At 61.3% G+C, this 18,248-nt stretch carries 23 protein-coding genes; 2 read left to right on the top strand and 21 right to left on the bottom strand.

Annotation, left to right across the window (positions count from 1 at the left end):
• Both ACMLHZ_RS02810 and ACMLHZ_RS02815 read left to right on the top strand, forming a co-directional pair.
• On the top strand, positions 1 to 1,081 hold a 1,081-nt coding region (locus ACMLHZ_RS02810; protein WP_418666292.1), incomplete at its 5' end, for a CapA family protein.
• 13 nt (positions 1,082 to 1,094) lie between these two features.
• The gene (locus ACMLHZ_RS02815; protein WP_418666293.1) at positions 1,095 to 1,559 is read left to right on the top strand and encodes an ACT domain-containing protein; all 465 of its coding nucleotides are present in this window, start codon (positions 1,095 to 1,097) and stop codon (positions 1,557 to 1,559) included.
• An 87-nt stretch (positions 1,560 to 1,646) separates the two neighbouring features.
• Here the strand turns inward: ACMLHZ_RS02815 and tyrS are convergent, their stop codons facing one another.
• From tyrS to ACMLHZ_RS02920, 21 genes are all read right to left on the bottom strand, one after another.
• A complete protein-coding gene (gene tyrS, locus ACMLHZ_RS02820; RefSeq protein WP_418666294.1) occupies positions 1,647 to 2,867 on the bottom strand; it encodes a tyrosine--tRNA ligase in 1,221 nt (406 codons plus the stop codon).
• A 351-nt stretch (positions 2,868 to 3,218) separates the two neighbouring features.
• Positions 3,219 to 4,880, bottom strand: coding sequence for a DNA repair protein RecN (gene recN, locus ACMLHZ_RS02825; protein ID WP_418666295.1), 1,662 nt, complete (start codon positions 4,878 to 4,880; stop codon positions 3,219 to 3,221).
• A 63-nt stretch (positions 4,881 to 4,943) separates the two neighbouring features.
• Positions 4,944 to 5,411: an arginine repressor gene (locus tag ACMLHZ_RS02830; RefSeq protein WP_418666296.1), complete on the bottom strand. Its 468-nt coding sequence runs from the start codon at positions 5,409 to 5,411 to the stop codon at positions 4,944 to 4,946.
• A 6-nt stretch (positions 5,412 to 5,417) separates the two neighbouring features.
• Positions 5,418 to 6,266, bottom strand: a complete 849-nt coding sequence (locus tag ACMLHZ_RS02835; RefSeq protein WP_418666297.1) for an NAD(+)/NADH kinase — start codon at positions 6,264 to 6,266, stop codon at positions 5,418 to 5,420.
• A gap of 39 nt (positions 6,267 to 6,305) precedes the next feature.
• Positions 6,306 to 7,109 (bottom strand): TlyA family RNA methyltransferase, encoded by an 804-nt coding sequence (locus ACMLHZ_RS02840; RefSeq protein WP_418666298.1) that lies wholly within the window; start codon positions 7,107 to 7,109, stop codon positions 6,306 to 6,308.
• Positions 7,106 to 8,968: a 1-deoxy-D-xylulose-5-phosphate synthase gene (dxs, locus tag ACMLHZ_RS02845; protein WP_418666299.1), complete on the bottom strand. Its 1,863-nt coding sequence runs from the start codon at positions 8,966 to 8,968 to the stop codon at positions 7,106 to 7,108. Before dxs ends, ACMLHZ_RS02840 begins: the two co-directional genes overlap by 4 nt.
• Before the next feature lie 17 nt (positions 8,969 to 8,985).
• Positions 8,986 to 9,453 (bottom strand): divergent PAP2 family protein, encoded by a 468-nt coding sequence (locus ACMLHZ_RS02850; protein ID WP_418666300.1) that lies wholly within the window; start codon positions 9,451 to 9,453, stop codon positions 8,986 to 8,988.
• A 27-nt stretch (positions 9,454 to 9,480) separates the two neighbouring features.
• Positions 9,481 to 10,362 carry a polyprenyl synthetase family protein gene (locus ACMLHZ_RS02855; protein ID WP_418666301.1) on the bottom strand — a complete coding sequence of 294 codons (882 nt, stop codon included), beginning with the start codon at positions 10,360 to 10,362 and terminating at the stop codon, positions 9,481 to 9,483.
• On the bottom strand, positions 10,359 to 10,580 hold the full coding sequence (gene xseB, locus ACMLHZ_RS02860; protein ID WP_177563764.1) for an exodeoxyribonuclease VII small subunit: 222 nt from the start codon (positions 10,578 to 10,580) through the stop codon (positions 10,359 to 10,361). The genes ACMLHZ_RS02855 and xseB overlap by 4 nt, the downstream gene beginning before the upstream one ends.
• Positions 10,558 to 11,793: an exodeoxyribonuclease VII large subunit gene (gene xseA, locus ACMLHZ_RS02865; RefSeq protein ID WP_418666302.1), complete on the bottom strand. Its 1,236-nt coding sequence runs from the start codon at positions 11,791 to 11,793 to the stop codon at positions 10,558 to 10,560. The genes xseB and xseA overlap by 23 nt, the downstream gene beginning before the upstream one ends.
• Entirely contained in the window at positions 11,786 to 12,718 is a 933-nt protein-coding gene (locus ACMLHZ_RS02870; RefSeq protein WP_418666303.1) for a glycoprotease, read from the bottom strand. Before ACMLHZ_RS02870 ends, xseA begins: the two co-directional genes overlap by 8 nt.
• A gap of 6 nt (positions 12,719 to 12,724) precedes the next feature.
• The gene (nusB, locus tag ACMLHZ_RS02875) at positions 12,725 to 13,165 is read right to left on the bottom strand and encodes a transcription antitermination factor NusB (protein WP_418666304.1); all 441 of its coding nucleotides are present in this window, start codon (positions 13,163 to 13,165) and stop codon (positions 12,725 to 12,727) included.
• A 57-nt stretch (positions 13,166 to 13,222) separates the two neighbouring features.
• Entirely contained in the window at positions 13,223 to 13,582 is a 360-nt protein-coding gene (locus ACMLHZ_RS02880; RefSeq protein ID WP_177563753.1) for an Asp23/Gls24 family envelope stress response protein, read from the bottom strand.
• A 255-nt stretch (positions 13,583 to 13,837) separates the two neighbouring features.
• Positions 13,838 to 14,428: a SpoIIIAH-like family protein gene (locus tag ACMLHZ_RS02885; protein WP_418666305.1), complete on the bottom strand. Its 591-nt coding sequence runs from the start codon at positions 14,426 to 14,428 to the stop codon at positions 13,838 to 13,840.
• 13 nt (positions 14,429 to 14,441) lie between these two features.
• On the bottom strand, positions 14,442 to 14,975 hold the full coding sequence (locus ACMLHZ_RS02890; protein ID WP_418666306.1) for a hypothetical protein: 534 nt from the start codon (positions 14,973 to 14,975) through the stop codon (positions 14,442 to 14,444).
• A complete protein-coding gene (locus ACMLHZ_RS02895; RefSeq protein WP_418666307.1) occupies positions 14,972 to 15,400 on the bottom strand; it encodes a hypothetical protein in 429 nt (142 codons plus the stop codon). The genes ACMLHZ_RS02890 and ACMLHZ_RS02895 overlap by 4 nt, the downstream gene beginning before the upstream one ends.
• Positions 15,400 to 16,449 carry a stage III sporulation protein AE gene (locus tag ACMLHZ_RS02900; RefSeq protein WP_418666308.1) on the bottom strand — a complete coding sequence of 350 codons (1,050 nt, stop codon included), beginning with the start codon at positions 16,447 to 16,449 and terminating at the stop codon, positions 15,400 to 15,402. Before ACMLHZ_RS02900 ends, ACMLHZ_RS02895 begins: the two co-directional genes overlap by 1 nt.
• Entirely contained in the window at positions 16,446 to 16,820 is a 375-nt protein-coding gene (locus ACMLHZ_RS02905) for a SpoIIIAC/SpoIIIAD family protein (RefSeq protein WP_177563738.1), read from the bottom strand. The genes ACMLHZ_RS02900 and ACMLHZ_RS02905 overlap by 4 nt, the downstream gene beginning before the upstream one ends.
• 12 nt (positions 16,821 to 16,832) lie before the next feature.
• The gene (gene spoIIIAC / locus ACMLHZ_RS02910; RefSeq protein ID WP_177563735.1) at positions 16,833 to 17,027 is read right to left on the bottom strand and encodes a stage III sporulation protein AC; all 195 of its coding nucleotides are present in this window, start codon (positions 17,025 to 17,027) and stop codon (positions 16,833 to 16,835) included.
• A gap of 28 nt (positions 17,028 to 17,055) precedes the next feature.
• Positions 17,056 to 17,526, bottom strand: a complete 471-nt coding sequence (locus ACMLHZ_RS02915) for a hypothetical protein (protein WP_418666309.1) — start codon at positions 17,524 to 17,526, stop codon at positions 17,056 to 17,058.
• Positions 17,523 to 18,248, bottom strand: a 726-nt coding sequence (locus ACMLHZ_RS02920) for an ATPase, T2SS/T4P/T4SS family (protein ID WP_418666310.1), incomplete at its 5' end; no start/stop codon positions are given. The genes ACMLHZ_RS02920 and ACMLHZ_RS02915, both read right to left, overlap by 4 nt.

Below are 18,248 nucleotides of genomic sequence, written 5' to 3' on the forward strand. Positions count from 1 at the left end.
CCCCACCCCGCAGCCCACGCCTGCTGTGACCGTGCTGCACTTTTCGGCCACGGGCGACAACCTGATCCACAATGGGATCTACAACCAAGCGCTGCGCCGTGCCCAAAACGCGGGAAAAGACGGCTATGATTTTTCGTTCTGTTACGATCAGGTGCGCGATTTTTATGCCGGGCGCGACATCAACTGGCTCAACCAGGAAACCCTGGTGAACGACGAGCTGGAACCCAGCACCTATCCCTGCTTTTCCACCCCTGGCGACCTGGGCCGGGCAGCCTATGACGCGGGCTTCCGCGTGTTCAGCCTTTCCAACAATCATACGTATGACAAAGGCGCGGCGGGCATTGCGGCCACCCGGCGCTTTTGGGCCTCCATGCCGCAGGATGCTCTCACCTGCGGGCTGTATGCGGGCGAGGCAGATTACGAAACGATCCCCATCCAGGAAAAGGACGGGGTGCGCATTGCGTATCTCTCGTACACCGAGCACACCAACGGGATCCGTGCGCCCCAGGGCGCCGAAGCCAACGTAATTTACACCAGCGAACCTGAGGTGATGCAGCGCCAGCTCGAGCTGGCACGCCAGCAGGCCGACCTGGTGATTGCAGGGGTCCACTGGGGCGTGGAGGGCAGCCACACGGTCACCCAGGCCCAGCGGGAGCTCGCCCAAAAAATTGCCGACTGGGGTGCGGATGTGATCATTGGCACCCACCCCCATGTGGTGCAGGATGCCCAGTGGCTCACCGCGGCGGATGGCCGCCCGGCCTTTGTGGCTTATTCCCTGGGCAATTTTTTAAACGCCCAGTCCACGGCCGACACCATGATCGGCGCGGTTCTGTGCTTTGAGATCCAAAAAACGACCCAGCCGGATGGAAGCAGCAAAACCGAGGTTCTGGACCCTTATTTTCGCCCCACTGTGAACCATTACGGCAGCAACTATTCCCAGATACGGGTCTACTGGCTGGAGGACTACACCGACGAACTGGCCCAAAGCCACGGGGTGCGGCAGAACTTCCCCAATTTCAGCAGGGCGTATATCGAATCGGTGCTGAAAAGCAGCATCGACAACGCGTTTTTAAAAGGATAAGGAGTTGTAACCAATGTATGGTATTTCCCGGATCTCCTGCCAGCAGGATGTAATGCTGGTCACCTTCCCCGAAGCGGACCAGGGCGCGGGCAGCATGGCCGCTTTTCTCACCGCCTTTTCAGACGCGGGCGTGAATATGGATATGATCAGCCAAAGCATCCCGAAAGGTGCGAAGGCGGATCTGAGCTTTACCACAAGTTACGAAAATTGGGCCTTGGTGATGCAGACCCTGCCCCGGTTGACGGCGGGTAAAAGCGGCCCTGCCCCCCTCATTGGCGGCGGCTACAGCAAGCTGAACCTGTTTGGCCAGGAGATGGAAGGCATGTGCGGCGTTGCGGCCAGGGTCCTGGCGGTACTGGCCGGGGCAAAGGTCGGTGTGGAGCTGATTACCACCAGTTCGGTGGACATCAGCCTTTTGGTGGCTGCCGAGGATGAAGATACTGCGCTTTCGGCGCTGCGGGAGGCGTTTTCGCTTTGAGCGCTGCACTTGCCGTGTCTGCTATAAGATAAAGAAAGTTCGCTGCGGATGCAAAAACACATCTGCAGCGAACTCTTTTTATTTCCTTTAAAGCTGTACCTTGTGATAGGTCTTTTTGCCCTTTTTCACCACCACACCCTGCTGCAGCGCCTCGGCCGGCACTGCCAGCGTGGGGTCGCTCACCTTTTCACCGTCCAGCAAAATGCCGCCCTGCTGGATCAGCTGGCGCGCCTCCCGCTTGCTGGGCACAAGGCCTGCCGCCAGCAGAAGATCCAAAATGCCGATGCTGCCGCCGGTGAGCTGCCCGGGGGTCAGCGCGGTGCAGGGCATATTCACGGGATCCCCCGCGCCGCTGAACAGCCCGCGGGCGGTCTGCTGCGCCTTTTCGGCCTCCGCCTCGCTGTGCACCAGCTTGGTCAGCTCAAATGCCAGCACCTCTTTGGCCCGGTTCAGCTGGCTGCCCTGCCACTGGTCCATGGCGTCGATCTGCTCCAGCGGCAGGTCGGTGAGCATGCGCAGGCACTTGAGCACGTCCGCGTCGTCCACATTGCGCCAGTACTGGTAAAACTCGTAGGGGCTGGTCTTTTCCGGGTCCAGCCACACCGCACCCTTTTGTGTCTTGCCCATCTTTTTGCCCTCGCTGGTCAGCAGCAGGGTGATGGTCATGGCGTAGGCGTCCTTGCCCAGCTTGCGGCGGATCAGCTCGGTGCCGCCCAGCATGTTCGACCACTGGTCGTCGCCGCCGCACTGCATGTTGCAGCCCAGGGTCTGAAACATGTGGTAAAAGTCGTAGGACTGCATGATCATGTAGTTGAATTCCAAAAACGAGAGGCCTTTTTCCATGCGCTGCTTGTAGCACTCGGCCCGCAGCATGTTGTTCACCGAAAAGCAGCTGCCCACCTCGCGCAGAAGCTCGATGTAATTCAGGTTCATCAGCCAGTCGGCATTGTTCACCATCAGGGCCTTACCCTCGGAAAAATCAATGAACTTGCTCATCTGCTTTTTAAAGCACTCGCAGTTGTGGGCGATGGTTTCGGGGGTCATCATGCTGCGCATATCCGTGCGGCCACTGGGGTCGCCCACCATGCCGGTGCCGCCGCCGATCAGGGCGATGGGCCGGTTGCCGGCTTTTTGCAGCCTGCGCATCAGCATCAGGGCCATAAAGTGCCCCACATGCAGGGAATCGGCCGTGGGGTCAAAACCGATGTAAAAGGTTGCCTTGCCGGCGTTCACCAGTTCCTTGATCTCTTCCTCGTCGGTCACCTGGGCAATCAGGCCCCGGGCCGCCAGCTCGTCGTAAATGGTCATTTGGGGTTTCTTCCTCCTTGTTGTGATCTGCGGCAAAGGGCATAAAAAAGCCCCCTGCCAACTTTAAATTGGCAGAGGGCGAAAGCTCGCGGTACCACCTCTGTTCACCGGCCCCTCGCGGAGCGCGGCCTTGCGGGGTGCTTCACACCCCCGCGCTGTAACGTGCGCGCACGGCAGGGCCTACACAGAAGCGCTGCCGCTTCCTTCAACCCGCTGCTCGGGGATGTATTCGCCCGCCGCCTGCGCCGCCCTTTTCACCAGCCAGGGCCTCTCTGCACCGCAAAAGCGTGGGGTACTTGGTTCCCGTCGTTGCATTTATAGTTTAGAGTATAGCTTCCGCTGCGGGGTTTGTCAAGCCCTGCAGCCCAGCATCTCCCGGGCGTTGGCCAGGCTCAATTCGGTGATCTGGTCGCCCGAAATGATCCGGGCGACCTCGCGCACGCGGCCTTCCTCATCCAGGGGGAAGATCTCGGTGTAGGTGCGTTCGGCCTGCACATTTTTTTGGATCAAAAGCTGGCTGTCGGCCTGGGCGGCGATCTGCGCGGTATGCGTGATACAGATGACCTGCCGCCCCCGCGCGGTCTGCCTGAGCTTTTGCCCGATCCGCCCCGCCGCCAGGCCCGAAACGCCGGTGTCGATCTCGTCGTAAATAATGGTGGGGATGTCGTCTTTTTCCGCCAGGGCACTTTTGAGGGCCAGCATGATGCGCGACAACTCGCCCCCGGAGGCGATTTTGGCCAAGGGCTTTGGCGCTTCGCCGGGGTTGGCGGAGATGTAAAACTCCACCGTATCCTGGCCGGTGCCCGCCAGCGGGCCGCGGCTGTGCTGCAGCGTAAAGCGCACCCCCGGCATATTCAGGAAGGTACAGGCCTCCACCAGTTGTTTTTCCATGGCCTCGAACGCCGCCAGCCGGGTGCCGGTAAGGGCTTCGGCCGCATTGCGGGCCTGGCCGTAAAGCAGGCGCTTTTGCTCGCTCAGCGCGGCAAGGGTTTCGTCCGCACGCTCGATGCCCTCCAGTTCTGCCCGCGCTTTTTCGGCATAGGCAAGCACCTCCTCCACAGAACCGCCGTATTTCTGCTTCAGGCGGTAGATCGCATCCAGCCGCTCTTCCAGCCGGTCCAGCTCAGCTGGGTCAAACCCATAGGTTTCCAGCCGCTCCGCCAGGTCCGTGGCCAGCTCGCGGGCTGTATAATACAGCTCGCTCAGGCGTTCGCTGTTCTCTTTCAGGCTTTCGTCCAGCGCCGCGGCGCTTTCCAGCGAACCGCTGGCGGCCCCCAAAAGATCGGCGGCCCCGCCAAATTCGTCGCCGCCGGCAAGGGCGCCGTGGGCGGCGCTCACCTGTTCCAAAATGGTCTGCGCGTGGCTCACCACCTGCCTGCGGGCGGCCAGCTGCTCCTCCTCGCCCGGCTGCAGGGCGGCCGCGTCGATCTCATCCAGCTGGAAGCGCAAGAGTTCGGTGCGCCTTTGCTTTTCCGCCTCGTCCATCGAAAGCGCGTCTGCCTGGCGCTTGACCGCGATAAGCTGCTTGTACGCCTGCCGATAAGCGGTGTATTCGGCCTGGTTCTGGGCATAGGTATCCAGCAGGGCCAGGTGCTTTGCGGGGTTTGTAAGGCTTTGGCTGTCGTGTTGGCCGTGGATGTTGATCAGCCCGCCCGAAACTTCGCGCAGCATCGCCGCCGTGGCGGGCATGCCGTTCACCCGGCAATTGCTTTTGCCCTCGGCGCTGATCTCCCGGTAGAGCAAAAGCTCATCCCCCGCCTCATAGCCCGCTTCTTCCAGCTGGCGCGTTACCGCTCCCGGCAAGCCGGTAAAGGTGGCCCAGATACAGGCTTTCGCCGCGCCTGTGCGCACCAGATCGCGGCTGGCACGATTGCCCAGAATTGCATTGATCGAGTCGATCAGGATGCTTTTGCCCGCGCCGGTTTCGCCCGTAAGAACGTTCAGCCCTGCCGTAAACTGAGCCTGGGCCTTTTCAATGACCGCTACGTTTTCGATTTTCAAGTCCTTGAGCAAGTTCCAAAGGCCCCCTTTGTTAAAAAGTTTTTTTGCGGGTTCAAACCGATTGCGCCGCCGCTTTTACCCCTTTGCCACATAGCGGCCCAGCGCCCCGCAAATGGCTGCCGCCTGCCCCTCGGTGCGCATCAGGATCAAAAAGGTGTCATCGCCCGAAAGGGTTCCCACCACCTCGTATTCCCATTGCATGGAGTCAAACAGCTCGCACGCGGCGTTCGCCATGCCGGAAAAGCACTTGACCACCACCATGTGGCCCGCATAATCCACCTTCAGCACCGACTCCCGGAAGATCGTTTCGAACCGGCTTTGGGAGTGCATCGCCTGCCCGCCCGCTGCCATGGCGGGCACATAGCGGTATTTGCCGCCGCCCGCGGCTGCTTTGACCAGGTGAAGCTGCCGGATATCCCGGGACACCGTGGCCTGGGTCACCTTAAAGCCGGCCTGGTTCAGGTGCTCCAGCAGATCCTCCTGCCGGTCGATGGCGTATTGCTCAATCAGCTCTAATATTTTGGCATGGCGTTCGTTTTTCAAACCAGATTACCTCCCGCGCAGCTTTTTGTCGATCGCGTCAAATTGATCGGCAGGGTTAAAGGTTATAAGCTTTACACATCTGTCCAGCAACTCCACCTGCACTGCGCCGCCCTGCTGCAGCGCCCGCTCCTGTTCGCCGTCGCTGCTGAGCAGCGCGTGATCCCGGGCGGCCGAATCCACCCGAATGGTGATGCGCCGGTCCGCCGCAAACACGATGGAGGGGCTGTGCAGGCTGTGGGCGCAGATGGGCGTGACTACGATGCCCCGCACGTGAGCGTCCAGAATGGGCCCGCCTGCAGAGAGCGAGTAAGCTGTGGATCCTGTGGGGGTAGCCACAATCACCCCGTCGCTGCGCACATGGTTGACTAGGATGTCGTCGCAAAAAATATCGAAATCAATGGTCTGTACCTGCCGGCCCTTGTAAATCACCACATCGTTCAAAGCGGTCTGCGGATGCCCCTCGTCGCCTGCCACCGTGGCCTTTAAAAGGGCGCGCGGGTCCAGCCCGAATTTGCCCTGCGCCAACAGGGTGAGCTTTTCCTGCATCTCATCCACCTCACAGGTGGCCAAAAAGCCGGTACGGCCCAGGTTGATGCCAAGCAGGGGCCGCTCCAGCGCAAAGCAGGCTTTGGCCGCGTGCAGGATGGTGCCGTCGCCGCCCACTGTAACCAGCGTCTCGGCAAGTTCCAATGCCTGCGGCTGGGGCAAAAAGCGCGCGCCCGGAAGCGGGCACTGGGGTTCCAGCTCCGGGGGCAGCAGAACCTGTGCCCCTGCGGCGGCCAGGATCCCGGCCGCCTGAAAACAAAGCCCGGTGGCCTCTGGTTTTGAAGGATTGTGCACAAGATAGACCGTCACTGCCCGCGGGCCCCCTTTCCTGATCGCTGCTCTTTTGGCTCAGGCGTCCAGAGCACTGTGCGCCGCCTGAACCACCCGCTCCGCCTCGGCTTCGGGCAGAGGGGCCGGCGCGTCGCTTTTGTGCACAAACATCAAAAACTCAATGTTCCCTTCCGGCCCTTTGATGGGCGAATAGTCCAGCCCACACACCGAGAAACCGTTCTGCACCGCGTACCCCGCGGCGGCCAGAAGCACCTCTTTGTGGGTGCCGGCCTCGCGCACCACGCCCTTTTTGCCCACCTTTTCGCGGCCCGCCTCGAACTGCGGTTTCACCAGGCATACGCCCGCGGCTCCGGGCGCGCACACCGCCCCGGCCACCGGAAAAATATGCTTGAGGGAAATGAACGACACATCCACACTGAAAAATTGGACCGGCTCGGCCAGCATGTCCGGCGTAACATGGCGGATGTTTGTGCGCTCCATGTTCACCACCCGTTCATCGGTGCGCAATTTCCAGGCGAGCTGGCCATACCCCACATCCACCGCATACACCTTTACCGCGCCGTTTTGCAGCATGCAGTCGGTAAAGCCGCCGGTGGAGGCGCCGATGTCCATGCACACCTTGCCGCCCGGCGTGAGCGGGAACGCCTGCATGGCCCTTTCCAGCTTCAGGCCGCCCCGGCTCACATAGCCGATGTCGTGCCCGCGAATCTCGACCCGGGCGCCCGGGCCGATCATATCCCCTGCCTTATCGGCCTTTTGTTCGTTTACAAACACAATGCCGCTCATAATCAGGGCCTTGGCCCGCTCACGGCTCTGTACCATGCCGTTCTGGCATAAATATTGATCCAAACGTATCTTCAAGCGTTTTTTCCCTCCACTGCCGCCGCAAGGGCATCCCGGTCCAGCCCAAGGGCCTGCCGCATTTCCGGAACCGTGGCATGCAAAAGCTTTTGATCCCGCCGGATGGCCTTGTGGATGTAGTGCCCGGCCCAGCCGCAGCCGGCCAGCGCGGTGCGCAGGTGTTCGCCAATGCCCCCCACGGCCACACATTCCTCGGCAAAGGCCACGGTATTATAACCGGCCAGCGCCGCGGGCAGCTCATCCGGCAGGGGGAAAATCTGCACCAGCTTGTACACATCCACCCCGCGGCCCTCCGCCCGCAAAAGGTCGGCAGCGGCCAACACTTCTTCGGTCAGCGCGCCGTAGCTCACCAGGGCCATGTCCGCTTTGCCGGCGGAATACACGTCAAAGGGCTTGCCGGTACATCCCAGCGCGGCAAGGCTGGGTGCTTCGGCGCCGCGGGGGTAGCGAAGGGCCCGCGGCCCGCCGCCCCGCTCCACCAGCATCCGCAGCCAGTAAGAGAGCTCGGCATAGTTGCAGGGCGACCAGACCGGCAGGCCGATCTGGCTGAAAAACGCGGGATCATAAATCCCCTGGTGGGTTTCGCCGTCGCCCGGCACCAGCCCGGCGCGGTCCACGGCGAACAGCAGGTTCAGGTTCATCAGCTTCACATCGTGGATGATCTGGTCATAGGCCCGCTGCAGGAAGGTGGAATAGATGCTCACCACCGGCAGCAGCCCCTGGCTTGCAAGCCCGGCGGCAAAGGTGACCGCATGCTGCTCCGCCATACCCACATCGAAAAAGCGCTCGGGAAACCGGCGGTAGAAAAATTGCAGGCCGGTGCCGTATTTCATGGCGGCGGTAATGGCGCACAATTCCTTATTCTCCTTGGCCAGCTCCACCAGTTCATTGCCGAAATGGGTCGAGAAGCTGGCGTCCGGTGCCACGTCCGGATCGGTGAGGTGGCTGGGGTCAAACGAGGACACCCCGTGGAATTCACCGGGATTTTCCTCAGCGGGTTTAAAGCCCTTTCCCTTTACAGTTACCGCGTGCACAAAAACCGGCGCGTACTGGTCCCGCAGGTTGGTAAACATTTCGGTCAGGCGCAGCACATCGTGCCCGTCCACCGGGCCAAGATACTGAAAGCCCATTTCCTCAAACATGGTGGAGTGATAGATCCCCCGCCGCAGCAGTGCCTTGCCGCTTTGAAGCAGCTTTACAAAGGGCGTTCCCAGCAGCGGAATCGCCGCCAGCACCGTTTCAAGCCCGGCTTTGGCCCGGGAATACTCGGGTTTTGTGCGCAGCTGGGTCAGATACCGTGCCAGCGAGCCCACATTTTTTGAGATGGACATTTTATTGTCGTTCAGGATCACGATGAGGTTGTTGAGGGTATCGATGTTGTTCATCCCCTCGTACACCATGCCGCCCGTGAAAGCCCCGTCGCCCACCAGCGCGATCACCTTTCCCGGCTCGTTTTTCAGCTTTTTTGCCCGGGCCATACCAATTGCCACCGAAATGGCCGTGTTGCCATGGCCGGCCACAAATGCGTCATGCTCGCTTTCCGCAGGGCATGGAAAGCCCGAAAGCCCGCCCAGCATACGCAGGCGGTCAAAGCCAGCCCGGCGGCCGGTCAGTATTTTATGGGTATAGCACTGGTGCCCCACATCGAACACCAGCTTGTCCTGCGGGGTGGTGAACGCCCGGTGCAGAGCCACGGTCAGCTCGATCGTGCCCAGATTCGAGGAGAGATGCCCCCCTGTTTTGGATACGCTCTCGATCAAAAATTCCCGCAGTTCGGCGCACAAAGGTTCCAGCTGCGCCGTTTCCAGGCGCTTCAGATCCTGTGCGCTGCCAATCTGCTCCAAAAGCGGATATGCCATAGCGAATAACCTTCTTTTCAGAATATGGGGATCACAAAGCCCACCGCGATGCCCACAATGGCGCCGCCCAGAACCTCAAACGGTGTGTGACCCACCATTTCTTTGAGCTTTTTGTCCGCAAGGATGGGGGTCCGCTCGGCCTCCGCCTCCATCCAGTCGGTCAGCATGCGGTTCAATATCTTTGCCTGTTCCCCGGTTTCACGCCGTACGCCCATGGCGTCGTACATCACGATGATGGCCAGCACAAACGCCAGCGCGAAGGTGGCGGAATGGGTGCCCGCCGTGCGCCCGGCCGCAATCACCAGCGCGCAGACGGTGGCCGAGTGGGAACTGGGCATACCGCCGGAGCCCCACATGCGCTCCAGGTCAAAATGGCCGATCAGAAAAAAGTTGATGATGGTTTTTAAGATCTGTGCGAGAAGCCAGCCGGTGAGCGACACGGAGAGCAGGTAATTCCAGCTGTAAAGTTCTTTGAGCCATTCCAAGGCGCATTTCCTCCTCTTTGGTATCGGTCAGCTTCGGCGGCACAGCAGGGTCTCGGCAAGCTGTACCAAAAAGTCCGCTTTTTCGCCATAGCCGGCGCGCAGGGCCGAGCAGGCGCTTTCATTGATGCTGCGGGCCAGTTCCCGCGCGCCTTCACTTCCATACAGGGTGGCAAAGGTGGTTTTTTCGTTGCTGGCGTCGCTGCCAGCAGGCTTGCCCAGCTCTTCGCTGGTGGAGGTCACGTCCAGCACATCGTCCACAATCTGGAACACCAGCCCCAGATCCAGCGCGTAGGCGCGCAGGGCCGAGCAATCCGGTTCACCGGCCAGCGCGGCGGCAGCCCCAAGCTGCACGGCCGCATTGATCAGCGCGCCTGTTTTATTTGCATGAATCAGGCGCAGCGTTTCCTCGCTGACAGGCTGCCCCTCGTAGCGCAGATCCATCTCCTGCCCCCAGACCATGCCCTTGCTGCCGGCCCCTGCCGCAAGCGCCAGGGCGGCGCGCGCTTTGGTTTCAGCGCAGGCGGGCGCGCTGGCAATGGCCTCGAACGCCTCGGTGAGCAGGGCGTCGCCCGCCAGCAGCGCGGTGGCCTCGCCGAACGCCTTGTGGCAGGAGGGCTTGCCGCGGCGCATATCGTCGTTGTCCATACAGGGCAGGTCGTCGTGGATCAGGGAATAGCAGTGCAGCATTTCCACCGCGCAGGCAAAGCGCAGCGCTGCCGCCTCGTTGCCGCCCAGCAGTTCGCAGGCAGCGAGGGTCAGGATCGCCCGCACCCGCTTGCCGCCCGCCAGCAGGCTGTAACGGGCCGCCTGGCACACGCGCGAGGTTTCGGGCAGCAGCTCGGCGCAGCACCCGCTCAGCGCCTGTTCGATCTTTTCCAGGTATGCGCTGTATTTCTGATCGTAGTTCATTCCCCTGCCTCCGGCGCTGCAAGCCCGGCAAGCCGGGCATCGATCTCCTCCATCTCAAGCGAGGCGTTTTTCAGCGCCGCGTTGCACCATTCCACCAGACCGGCCGTTTCGCTGTACAGTTTGATCGCTTCTTCCAGCGGGGTGTCCGGGCTGGAAAGGGTGTCCAGCAGTTCTTCCAGCCGGGCCATGCCCTCTTCAAAGCTTTTCGGCTTTTTCATCTTTCTGTCCCTCCCTGTGCTCTACGCGCTCCACCCGGCAGGCAGCCCGTGCGCCGCTGCCCAGCAGCAGGATCTGCTGCCCCGGCTCCAGCCGGGCAACAGGCAGGCAGCGGCCCGCTTCATCCTGCAGGAGCGCATATCCCCGGCCCAAAACAGCGTAAGGGCTTAAGGAATGAGCCAGCGCCGCCCCGCGCTCCACCCGGGCGCTTTTTGCCGCCAGCACCGCCCGGCCGCTTTTGCGGGCGGCCGCTGCCAGCGCTTCCAGCCGGTGCTGGCGCGGCCCGCAGATCTCGGCCGGGCCGATCGCGGCCTGGCGTGCGCAAAGCGTATTGAAGTTATTATAGCACAAATCGAGCCTCGTCTGCATATTTTCATGAATATTCGCAAAGAGACTGCATATTTTTTGCAGCTCGGCCTCCCGGTCGGGGGTGGCCAGCTCGGCAGCCGCGCTGGGGGTGGGCGCCCGCAGATCGGCCACAAAATCCAAAATGGAAAAGTCGATCTCGTGCCCCACCGCGCTGATCAGCGGCGTTTTGCAGGCGTAGGCCGCCCGTGCAATGCGCTCATCGTTGAATACCCACAGATCCTCGCGGGAGCCGCCGCCCCTTGCCACAATGATCACATCGGCGCGGCCGCTGCCGTCCAGCACCGCAATCGCGCGGCTGATCTCGGGCGCGGCCAGCTCCCCCTGCACATTTACCGGTGCCAAAAGCAGCTTTGTCAGCGGCCAGCGGCGGCTGAGCACATTGCGGATGTCCTGCAAAGCGGCCCCGGTGGCGCTTGTTACCACCCCGATGCAGCCCGGGCGCGCGGGGATGGGGCGCTTGTGCTCGGGGCGGAACAGCCCCTCGGCCTCAAGCCGCGCCCTGAGCTGTTCAAAGGCCAGCTGGGCTGCGCCCACCCCGTCCGGAAAAAGGTCGCTTACATAGACCTGGAACGAGCCGGTGGCCTCGTACAGGCTCACGCGGCACCGCACGATGACCCGCATCCCATCCTGGGGGGTAAAAGCCAGCCGCTGTGCGTCCTGCCGGAACATGACCGCTTTCACGCTGGCGCGCTCGTCCCGCAGGGTGAAATAATAGTGGCCGCTCTTGTAGTGGTGCACAAAATTGGCCACCTCACCCCGCAGGGCAATGCCCCCCAGCACCTGGTCGCTGTCCAAAAGGCTTTTTACATATCGGTTCAGCGCTGTGATTGTGATCACGTCAGCCATGGGGCACCTCCCTTGCCGCCCAAATGGCGGCGCCGATCGCATTGTCGCTGGAAAAGCGCCCGGGCACAAAGCAGGCGCCCGGCAGCCGCGCCTGCACATACTGCCGAATAACGCCGCTGCTCATTACCCCGCCCGCAAAGACCACGGGCAGGCCGGGGCGCTGTTCCAGCGCCGCTTTCACCATGCGCAGCGAGGTTTCGGCCACACAGCAAAGGCAATACTTACAAACATATTCCGGGCTTTTCCCCTCTGCCAGCAGGCGGCTGCACTGGTTTTCCAGCCCTGAAAGGCTGCATTGGGCGCCCCGCACGCTCGCTTTGGGCGTTACCGGCTCGCCGCACTGGGCGGCCAGTTCGCTCACCCCGGCCCCGGCGGGGAACGCAAGGCCCAGCTTTACCCCGATCCGGTCCACGGCCTGGCCGGCATACAGATCGCTGCTGGTACCGATGCACCGGATGCTGCCGGGCCCGCTGCACAGCAGCAGGTCGGTGGTTCCTCCCGACACATGGAACACCAGCGCTTCGCGATCAAACAGGCTTTCGTCCCCTGCTGCGTATAAAGCGGCGGCAACATGGCCCTGTTGATGGGTGGTTTCCACCAGCGGCAGCCCCCGGCAAACACAAAAAGCCCGGGCGGCGGATACGCCGGCCAGGAAGCATGGCATATAGGAGCCCTCCACCGGGCGCGGCCGGGCCGAAACGCCCACGGCTTCCACCCTGGTAAGATCGGCCTCCCCCGAAAGTTCGCAGAGCAAACCCGGCAGGGCCGCGGTGTGATGGAACAGCGCGTCGCTCTGGCGCAGGCCCAACTGCCCCTCTTTTACGGGCAGAAAGCGCTTTTTATCACAAACAACCTCTTTGGCAACGCTGTCGTACACCGCCAAAGAGGTTGCATAATTACTGGTATCGATCCCCAACGTGAGCATGGCGGCTCACTCCCCGCAGGCAGGGGCCTCAGGCTCGGCAGGCAGCCCCAACTCGCGCACCACGCTGCCCAAAAGGCCGTTTACAAACTGGTGGTCGCCCTCGCCGCCGTATTTTTTGGTCAGCTCCACCGCCTCGTTGATGGCAACGCCGGGCAGCTTTTCTTCCCCATAAAGGATCTCGCTCAGAGCAAGGCGCAGCACGGCCAGGCTCACACGGGGGATCCGTTCGAGGGTCCAGCCCTTCAAATGGTCGCGGATGAGTGCGTCGATCTCGGCGCTGTGGTCATAATACCCCAGAATCAGCGCCAGGCCGAACCCGTCGACCGGATATTCGCCCTGTTCGCCCAGCAGCTCGATCACATCCTCGGGCGGCGCGTCGTCAAAGGTGGCGGCGAAGGCGGCCAAAAATGCATTTTCGCGGGCGGTGCGGCGGGATAACTTTTCCATAAAACTTCCTCTCAGGCAACCAATGGCCCCCCTGCAAAAGCGGGAGGGCGCATCGTTTTATTCCATTTCGGCCGGCTCGGCTTTTACCTGAACGCCAACGACCACCACATTCACGCGGGAAACGGTGATCTGGGTCATGTTCTGAACGGCCGCCTTTACATTTTCCTGGACCTTTTCGCAGACGGGCGGGATCTTGGCGCCGTAGTATACCACCAGGTGCAGGGTGATTTCGGCCACATCGTCCAGAAGGTCCACCGCAACATTTTTGGGGCGGCCCAGGATGCTTTTCATCCCGGAGGTGGTGCACACCTCTTTTACCCCGTCGATCTCCATGGCGGCAAGCCTGGCGATCTTGGCGATCACCTCGGTGGAAATTTGCAGGCTGCCGTTCACCACAGCTGAATTTGTAACGTCCATACCAGGTCCTCCCAAAGGCAGAATTTTCACATGATCGCCGCCCGGGCCGGGGCATCCCTTCCGCCCGGGCGGCAAAGCCGTTCTCGCCTAGCATAAATGATTGTGCAGTTTATTATACCATGAACGCGAAACGTGAATGGTATAATTGGCAATTCCGCCGGTTGCCGCGCAGCGGCGGGGCGGATGCCTTAAAAGAAGTCGGTATAATAATCGCCTTGCGGTTATTATACCATCTTTGCGGTGATTCTACAACTGTTATTTTACCTCGACTACGGTAATATTCTGCGCGCTCACCTTGCATTTACTCAGCACAATGTCCCGGATCTGGGCCACCTCTTCTTTGGTCAGGCCGTCGTTTGTGGTCATAACGGTGATGTTTACCTTATCGCTGTCGATAAAGGCCACGCAGTCCACAAAGCCCTTTGCCTTGATCAGATTCTCAATATCGCTTTCAGCGGTAATGCTGTCGATGGTTGCGGTGAGCTTTGCGGTGAGTTCAGCTTTTTCCTCGTCGCTGAGCTTTGCGCTTTTCAGGCTTTTTTGCAGCTTATCCAGCGCTTCGTCCCGCGTTTTGGTGCGGGACAGGCGCGCCTGCTCGAAAAACTTATCACCGGTGGACTCCCCAACGCTCACCAGCTGTGCCTCGCCGTAGTTTTTATCCCCCACCTCGCCGTTCACGGCCAGGGCGTCGGTCACCACACCGGTGGCGGCCGGGGCGTTTGCCTGGGTGGCCTCCAGGGCAAGGTCGGTGCTCTTGGCGTATTCCCAATTCAGGTACACCGCCACCCCCAGCGCCACCACAAGGGTGAGCAGGGTCATTTTCTGGTTCACTTTGCTGTTTCTCATCGTGCTACCTCCACTAGCTCATTTTTGCAATGCTGATCCGATTGGTGGACACCCCTGTCAGCACCGAGACCGCCTCGGTGATCTGAGCGTTCACCGTAATGTCGTCCGCTCCCTGGCACACCACGGCGATGCCGCGGATCACCGGTTCCCAGGTCATTTCCACCAATGCATCTTGCCCACCCTCCGTATCCATGAGAATGTGTTCCACCTCCCGGCTGCCGCTCTCGCCTTCCTTTTTTTCATCCAGCGCATACACGCGCTCGGCGCTGGCTTCCAGCGTAACGGCCACCCGCACTTCCCCTGCGCCCTGAATGCTTCCCACCACCTGGGTGAGCTTTTCTTCCAGAGTGCGGGCATATTCCTCCCCCGCCTGGGCGGCGGTGTGCGCTGTTTGTACCGGCTGCTGGGCGTCCTGTTTCTGCTTTGCGGGCGTAAAACTGCCCGCAAGCAGCAGGAACAGCCCCAGAATACCCGCAAAAAACAAAAGGCTCCCCATATTCAGCTTTTTCCCTTTTGGCAGCAGCTTTTGAAAAAATTCCGTTTTCATTGTTGTTTTTCCTCTGCCCTAACGCTCACATTCTCGGCCGTGCCCAGCGCGTTTTGCACGATCCGGCAGGCTTCGTCCGGCTGGTCGGCCTGCACGGTCACGGAAATCCCGTTTTCCTGCCGGCGGACCTGCACATCACCCTCGATTCCCGCCCCTGCCAGGCTTTGGCGCAGCTGGGCTTCCAATTCCGACCGTGCGTAGCCGTCCACGTAGGCGGAATAATCCGCCGGTTGTGCAGCCGCGGTTTGAGCCGCGCCGGCCAGGCCGGACCAGTCCACCTGCTTTACCGGGCTGAGCACCGATAATAAAATATACAGCGCCAGTACGGTTTTTATGCTTTTAAAACTTTCCTGGCGGGGCAAAAGCAGTTCCAGCGCCCCCACCAGGATACATGCAACACAGATTGTAAGCGCCCAGTGCCGCATCAGCCCCCACCCCCTGCAAGGATCATAAGCGCGGTGGCAATGACCACCAGCATAAAAAAGAACACCAGGAACGAGATGCAGATCCCCACGGCCTGCCCCATTCCTTCCAGCACACTGCCGGCCCGGGAAAGGCCGAACGCCTTGGCCGCCGCCCCGCCCAGATAATAGGCGATGTAGTAACCCACGCTCTGCAAAAGAATGGGCAAAAAGCTCACGGTCAGCACCGCAATGGCGGCAAACCCCAGCGAACCCTTGAGCACCTTGAGGCCGCTCAGCACACTGCTCATGGCGTCCGAAGCCACGCTTCCCACAATGGGAATGCTGCTGCTCACCAGAAACTGGCCGGTTTTCATGGCAAGGCTGTCGGTGCCCTGTGCCAGCGCGCTCTGCAGCCCCAGCACCGCGCTGAACAGGATCGAAATCAGCCCCAGCAGCCATTTGACCGCTTTTGCCATCAGGGAGCAGCCATCCGAAAGGCCGCCCACGCTGCACAGGCCGGCGGCAGTGTTCAGCGCCAGATACACCTGCAGCACCGGCAGCGCCGCGGTGGTGATGAGCTGTGCGGCAAAGGCGGCCATGGTCAGGAACATCCCGCTGTAGATCGCGGCCTGCCCCGGCTGGCCGCAGCTCACCAGCACGCCCGAGAACACGGGCACAAAACTTACAAGATACGTCTGCCACTGCACCACGCAGTCGCTCACGGTTTTTACAAGCCCCAGCGCGGGCTGAAGGCTGAACGCAAACATCCCCAGCACACAAATGCTCTCCAGTGGCTGCTGCCATTCTTTCTGCGGGGCCAGAGCCAGGGCCACGGCTCCCAGCAAAGCGGCCCCAAGCACCTGCACCAGCAGGCGCACGGGTTGTTCCGCCTGCTCTTTCAAGGCGGCCAGCGCGCTTTTCACCAGGTCCCCCAGCGAAAATTGACGGAATTCTTCGGCGCTCACGCCGGGCTCGTCCAAAAAATGTTCTACGTCCTGCGGCAGCTCCTGCGCGTGCGCGCAAAGCGGCAAAAGCACCAGAAGGACCAGGCAGCAAAATAATTTTTTCATTGTAAAAACGGGATCAGCGCCCCCATAATCTTTTCGAACAGCGGCAGCGCGCATACCAGGATGAGGCAGCGCCCCGCCAATTCCACTTTTCCCGCAAGGGCGCTCATTCCCGCGTCCTTGCACACCTCCTGCATGTTCTGCGCCACCAGCGCAATGCCCGCAGCTTTCAGCACACAGACAAAGCTTGCCTGATCCAGGTAGCCCGAAAGGGTATCCATCCATTCCAGCACCGGCTGCGCAAGACCCAAAAGATAGGCCAGCAGGCACACCGAGCAGGCGGTCAGGCACATCACCGCATAAGCGGGCAGATACTGGCGCAGCAGGGCGGTCAGGATGACCGCCACCATTACAAACGCCGCGATTCGGAACATCTCCATCGCCGGTCACAGATTGAACAGCGCTTTGATGCTGACAAACAGATCGCTGATCTGCCGCACCAGCATCGACAGCACAACGATCAGCCCCGCCAGGGTGGTCATCATGGCCTGGTCCTCCCGCCCGGAGCGAATGAGCAGCTGATTCAAAACCGCCACAATGATACCAATGGCGGCAATCTTGAATACCAGATCGATATCCATAGGTAATTTCCCCTTCCTGCGCTTATGTTCAAAGCAGCAAAAGCGCCAACAGCGCACCCGCGCACAGACCCAGTTTGGTGTAAAGATCTTCCGCCGTATGGGCTTGCCGCTGCGCCTCTTCCAAAAGCTCAGCGCACCGTTTTTGATAATAAGCCCCCTGCCGTGCGCTTTCCTCCCCCGTGGCCTGGCCCAGGGAATCAAAAAAGCCCTGCAAGGCCTGCCGTTCTGCCAAAGTCAGCACAGCGGGCAATTCCAGCCGGCGCAGCGAAGTGCAGCGCCCCAGTTCCAGCAACGGAAACGCCTGTTCCGCTTTCAGCTGTTCCAGCAGATCCCCCAGCGGGGTGGCGCGGTAGCAGATCTCGCCCTGAACGCGGGCCAGCAGCTGTTCCAGCTGGCGCAGCGCTTCTGCGCGCCTGCGTGCCCGCGCCGCTTTTTGCCAGCCGGCGGCAGCGCCTGCCAGCACCACCAGCGCCGCACCTAAAAATTTGAGCAGGATCACAGCCAGCACACCTCCCGCACCGTGCCCGGCGCCTGGGCTCCCGCCAGCAGCGCCACGCAGGAAAAGTTTTGCGCGAGCAGGGCGCGGGTGCATCCAAACCTCTCTTCCGGTGCAGCCAGGCTGCTGCCATGCACAGTGCAAACAAAGCTCACGCCGCCCTTTGCCCCCTGGGTCACCGCGGCCAGCTCGGCGCCATCGCCCAGTTCGTCGCACAGGATCACCTGCGGCCCCAGGCTGCGAAGCGCCGAAACGATCCCCTCGCACTTGGGGCAGCCGCTGAGTACATCCACATGAAGCGGCACCTGCCCTGCAAAACCAAATGCGCCGCAGGGCCAGATCTCCATGCGCTCGTCCACCACCGTGGTCTTTTTGCCCTGGCGGCTCAGCAGGGCCGATACCGAGCGCAGCAGGGTCGTTTTTCCGCTGGAGGGCGGCCCCACCAGAACCAGCCCCCGAAACGGCCCGGCCAGGTGCCTGCGCAGCTCTTCCGGCAGCGCAGGCAGCACCGAACGCGCAATGCGCAGATTAAGCGAGGTGATGGTCCTGAACCCTTTCAGTTCGCCCTTTTCCAGATGCAGCACCCCGGCCACCCCCACCCGATGCCCCCCCGGCAGGGTAAAAAAGCCCTGGGCGATCTGCTGCTCGTAGCTGTGTACCGAATGATCGCACAGGGAAAAAAAGCATTCCTGCAGCTGTGGGTGAGTTAACACAGCCTGCTGCCC

The sequence above is a fragment of the Allofournierella sp. genome (assembly GCF_048388525.1).
GTDB lineage: Bacteria > Bacillota > Clostridia > Oscillospirales > Ruminococcaceae > BQOK01.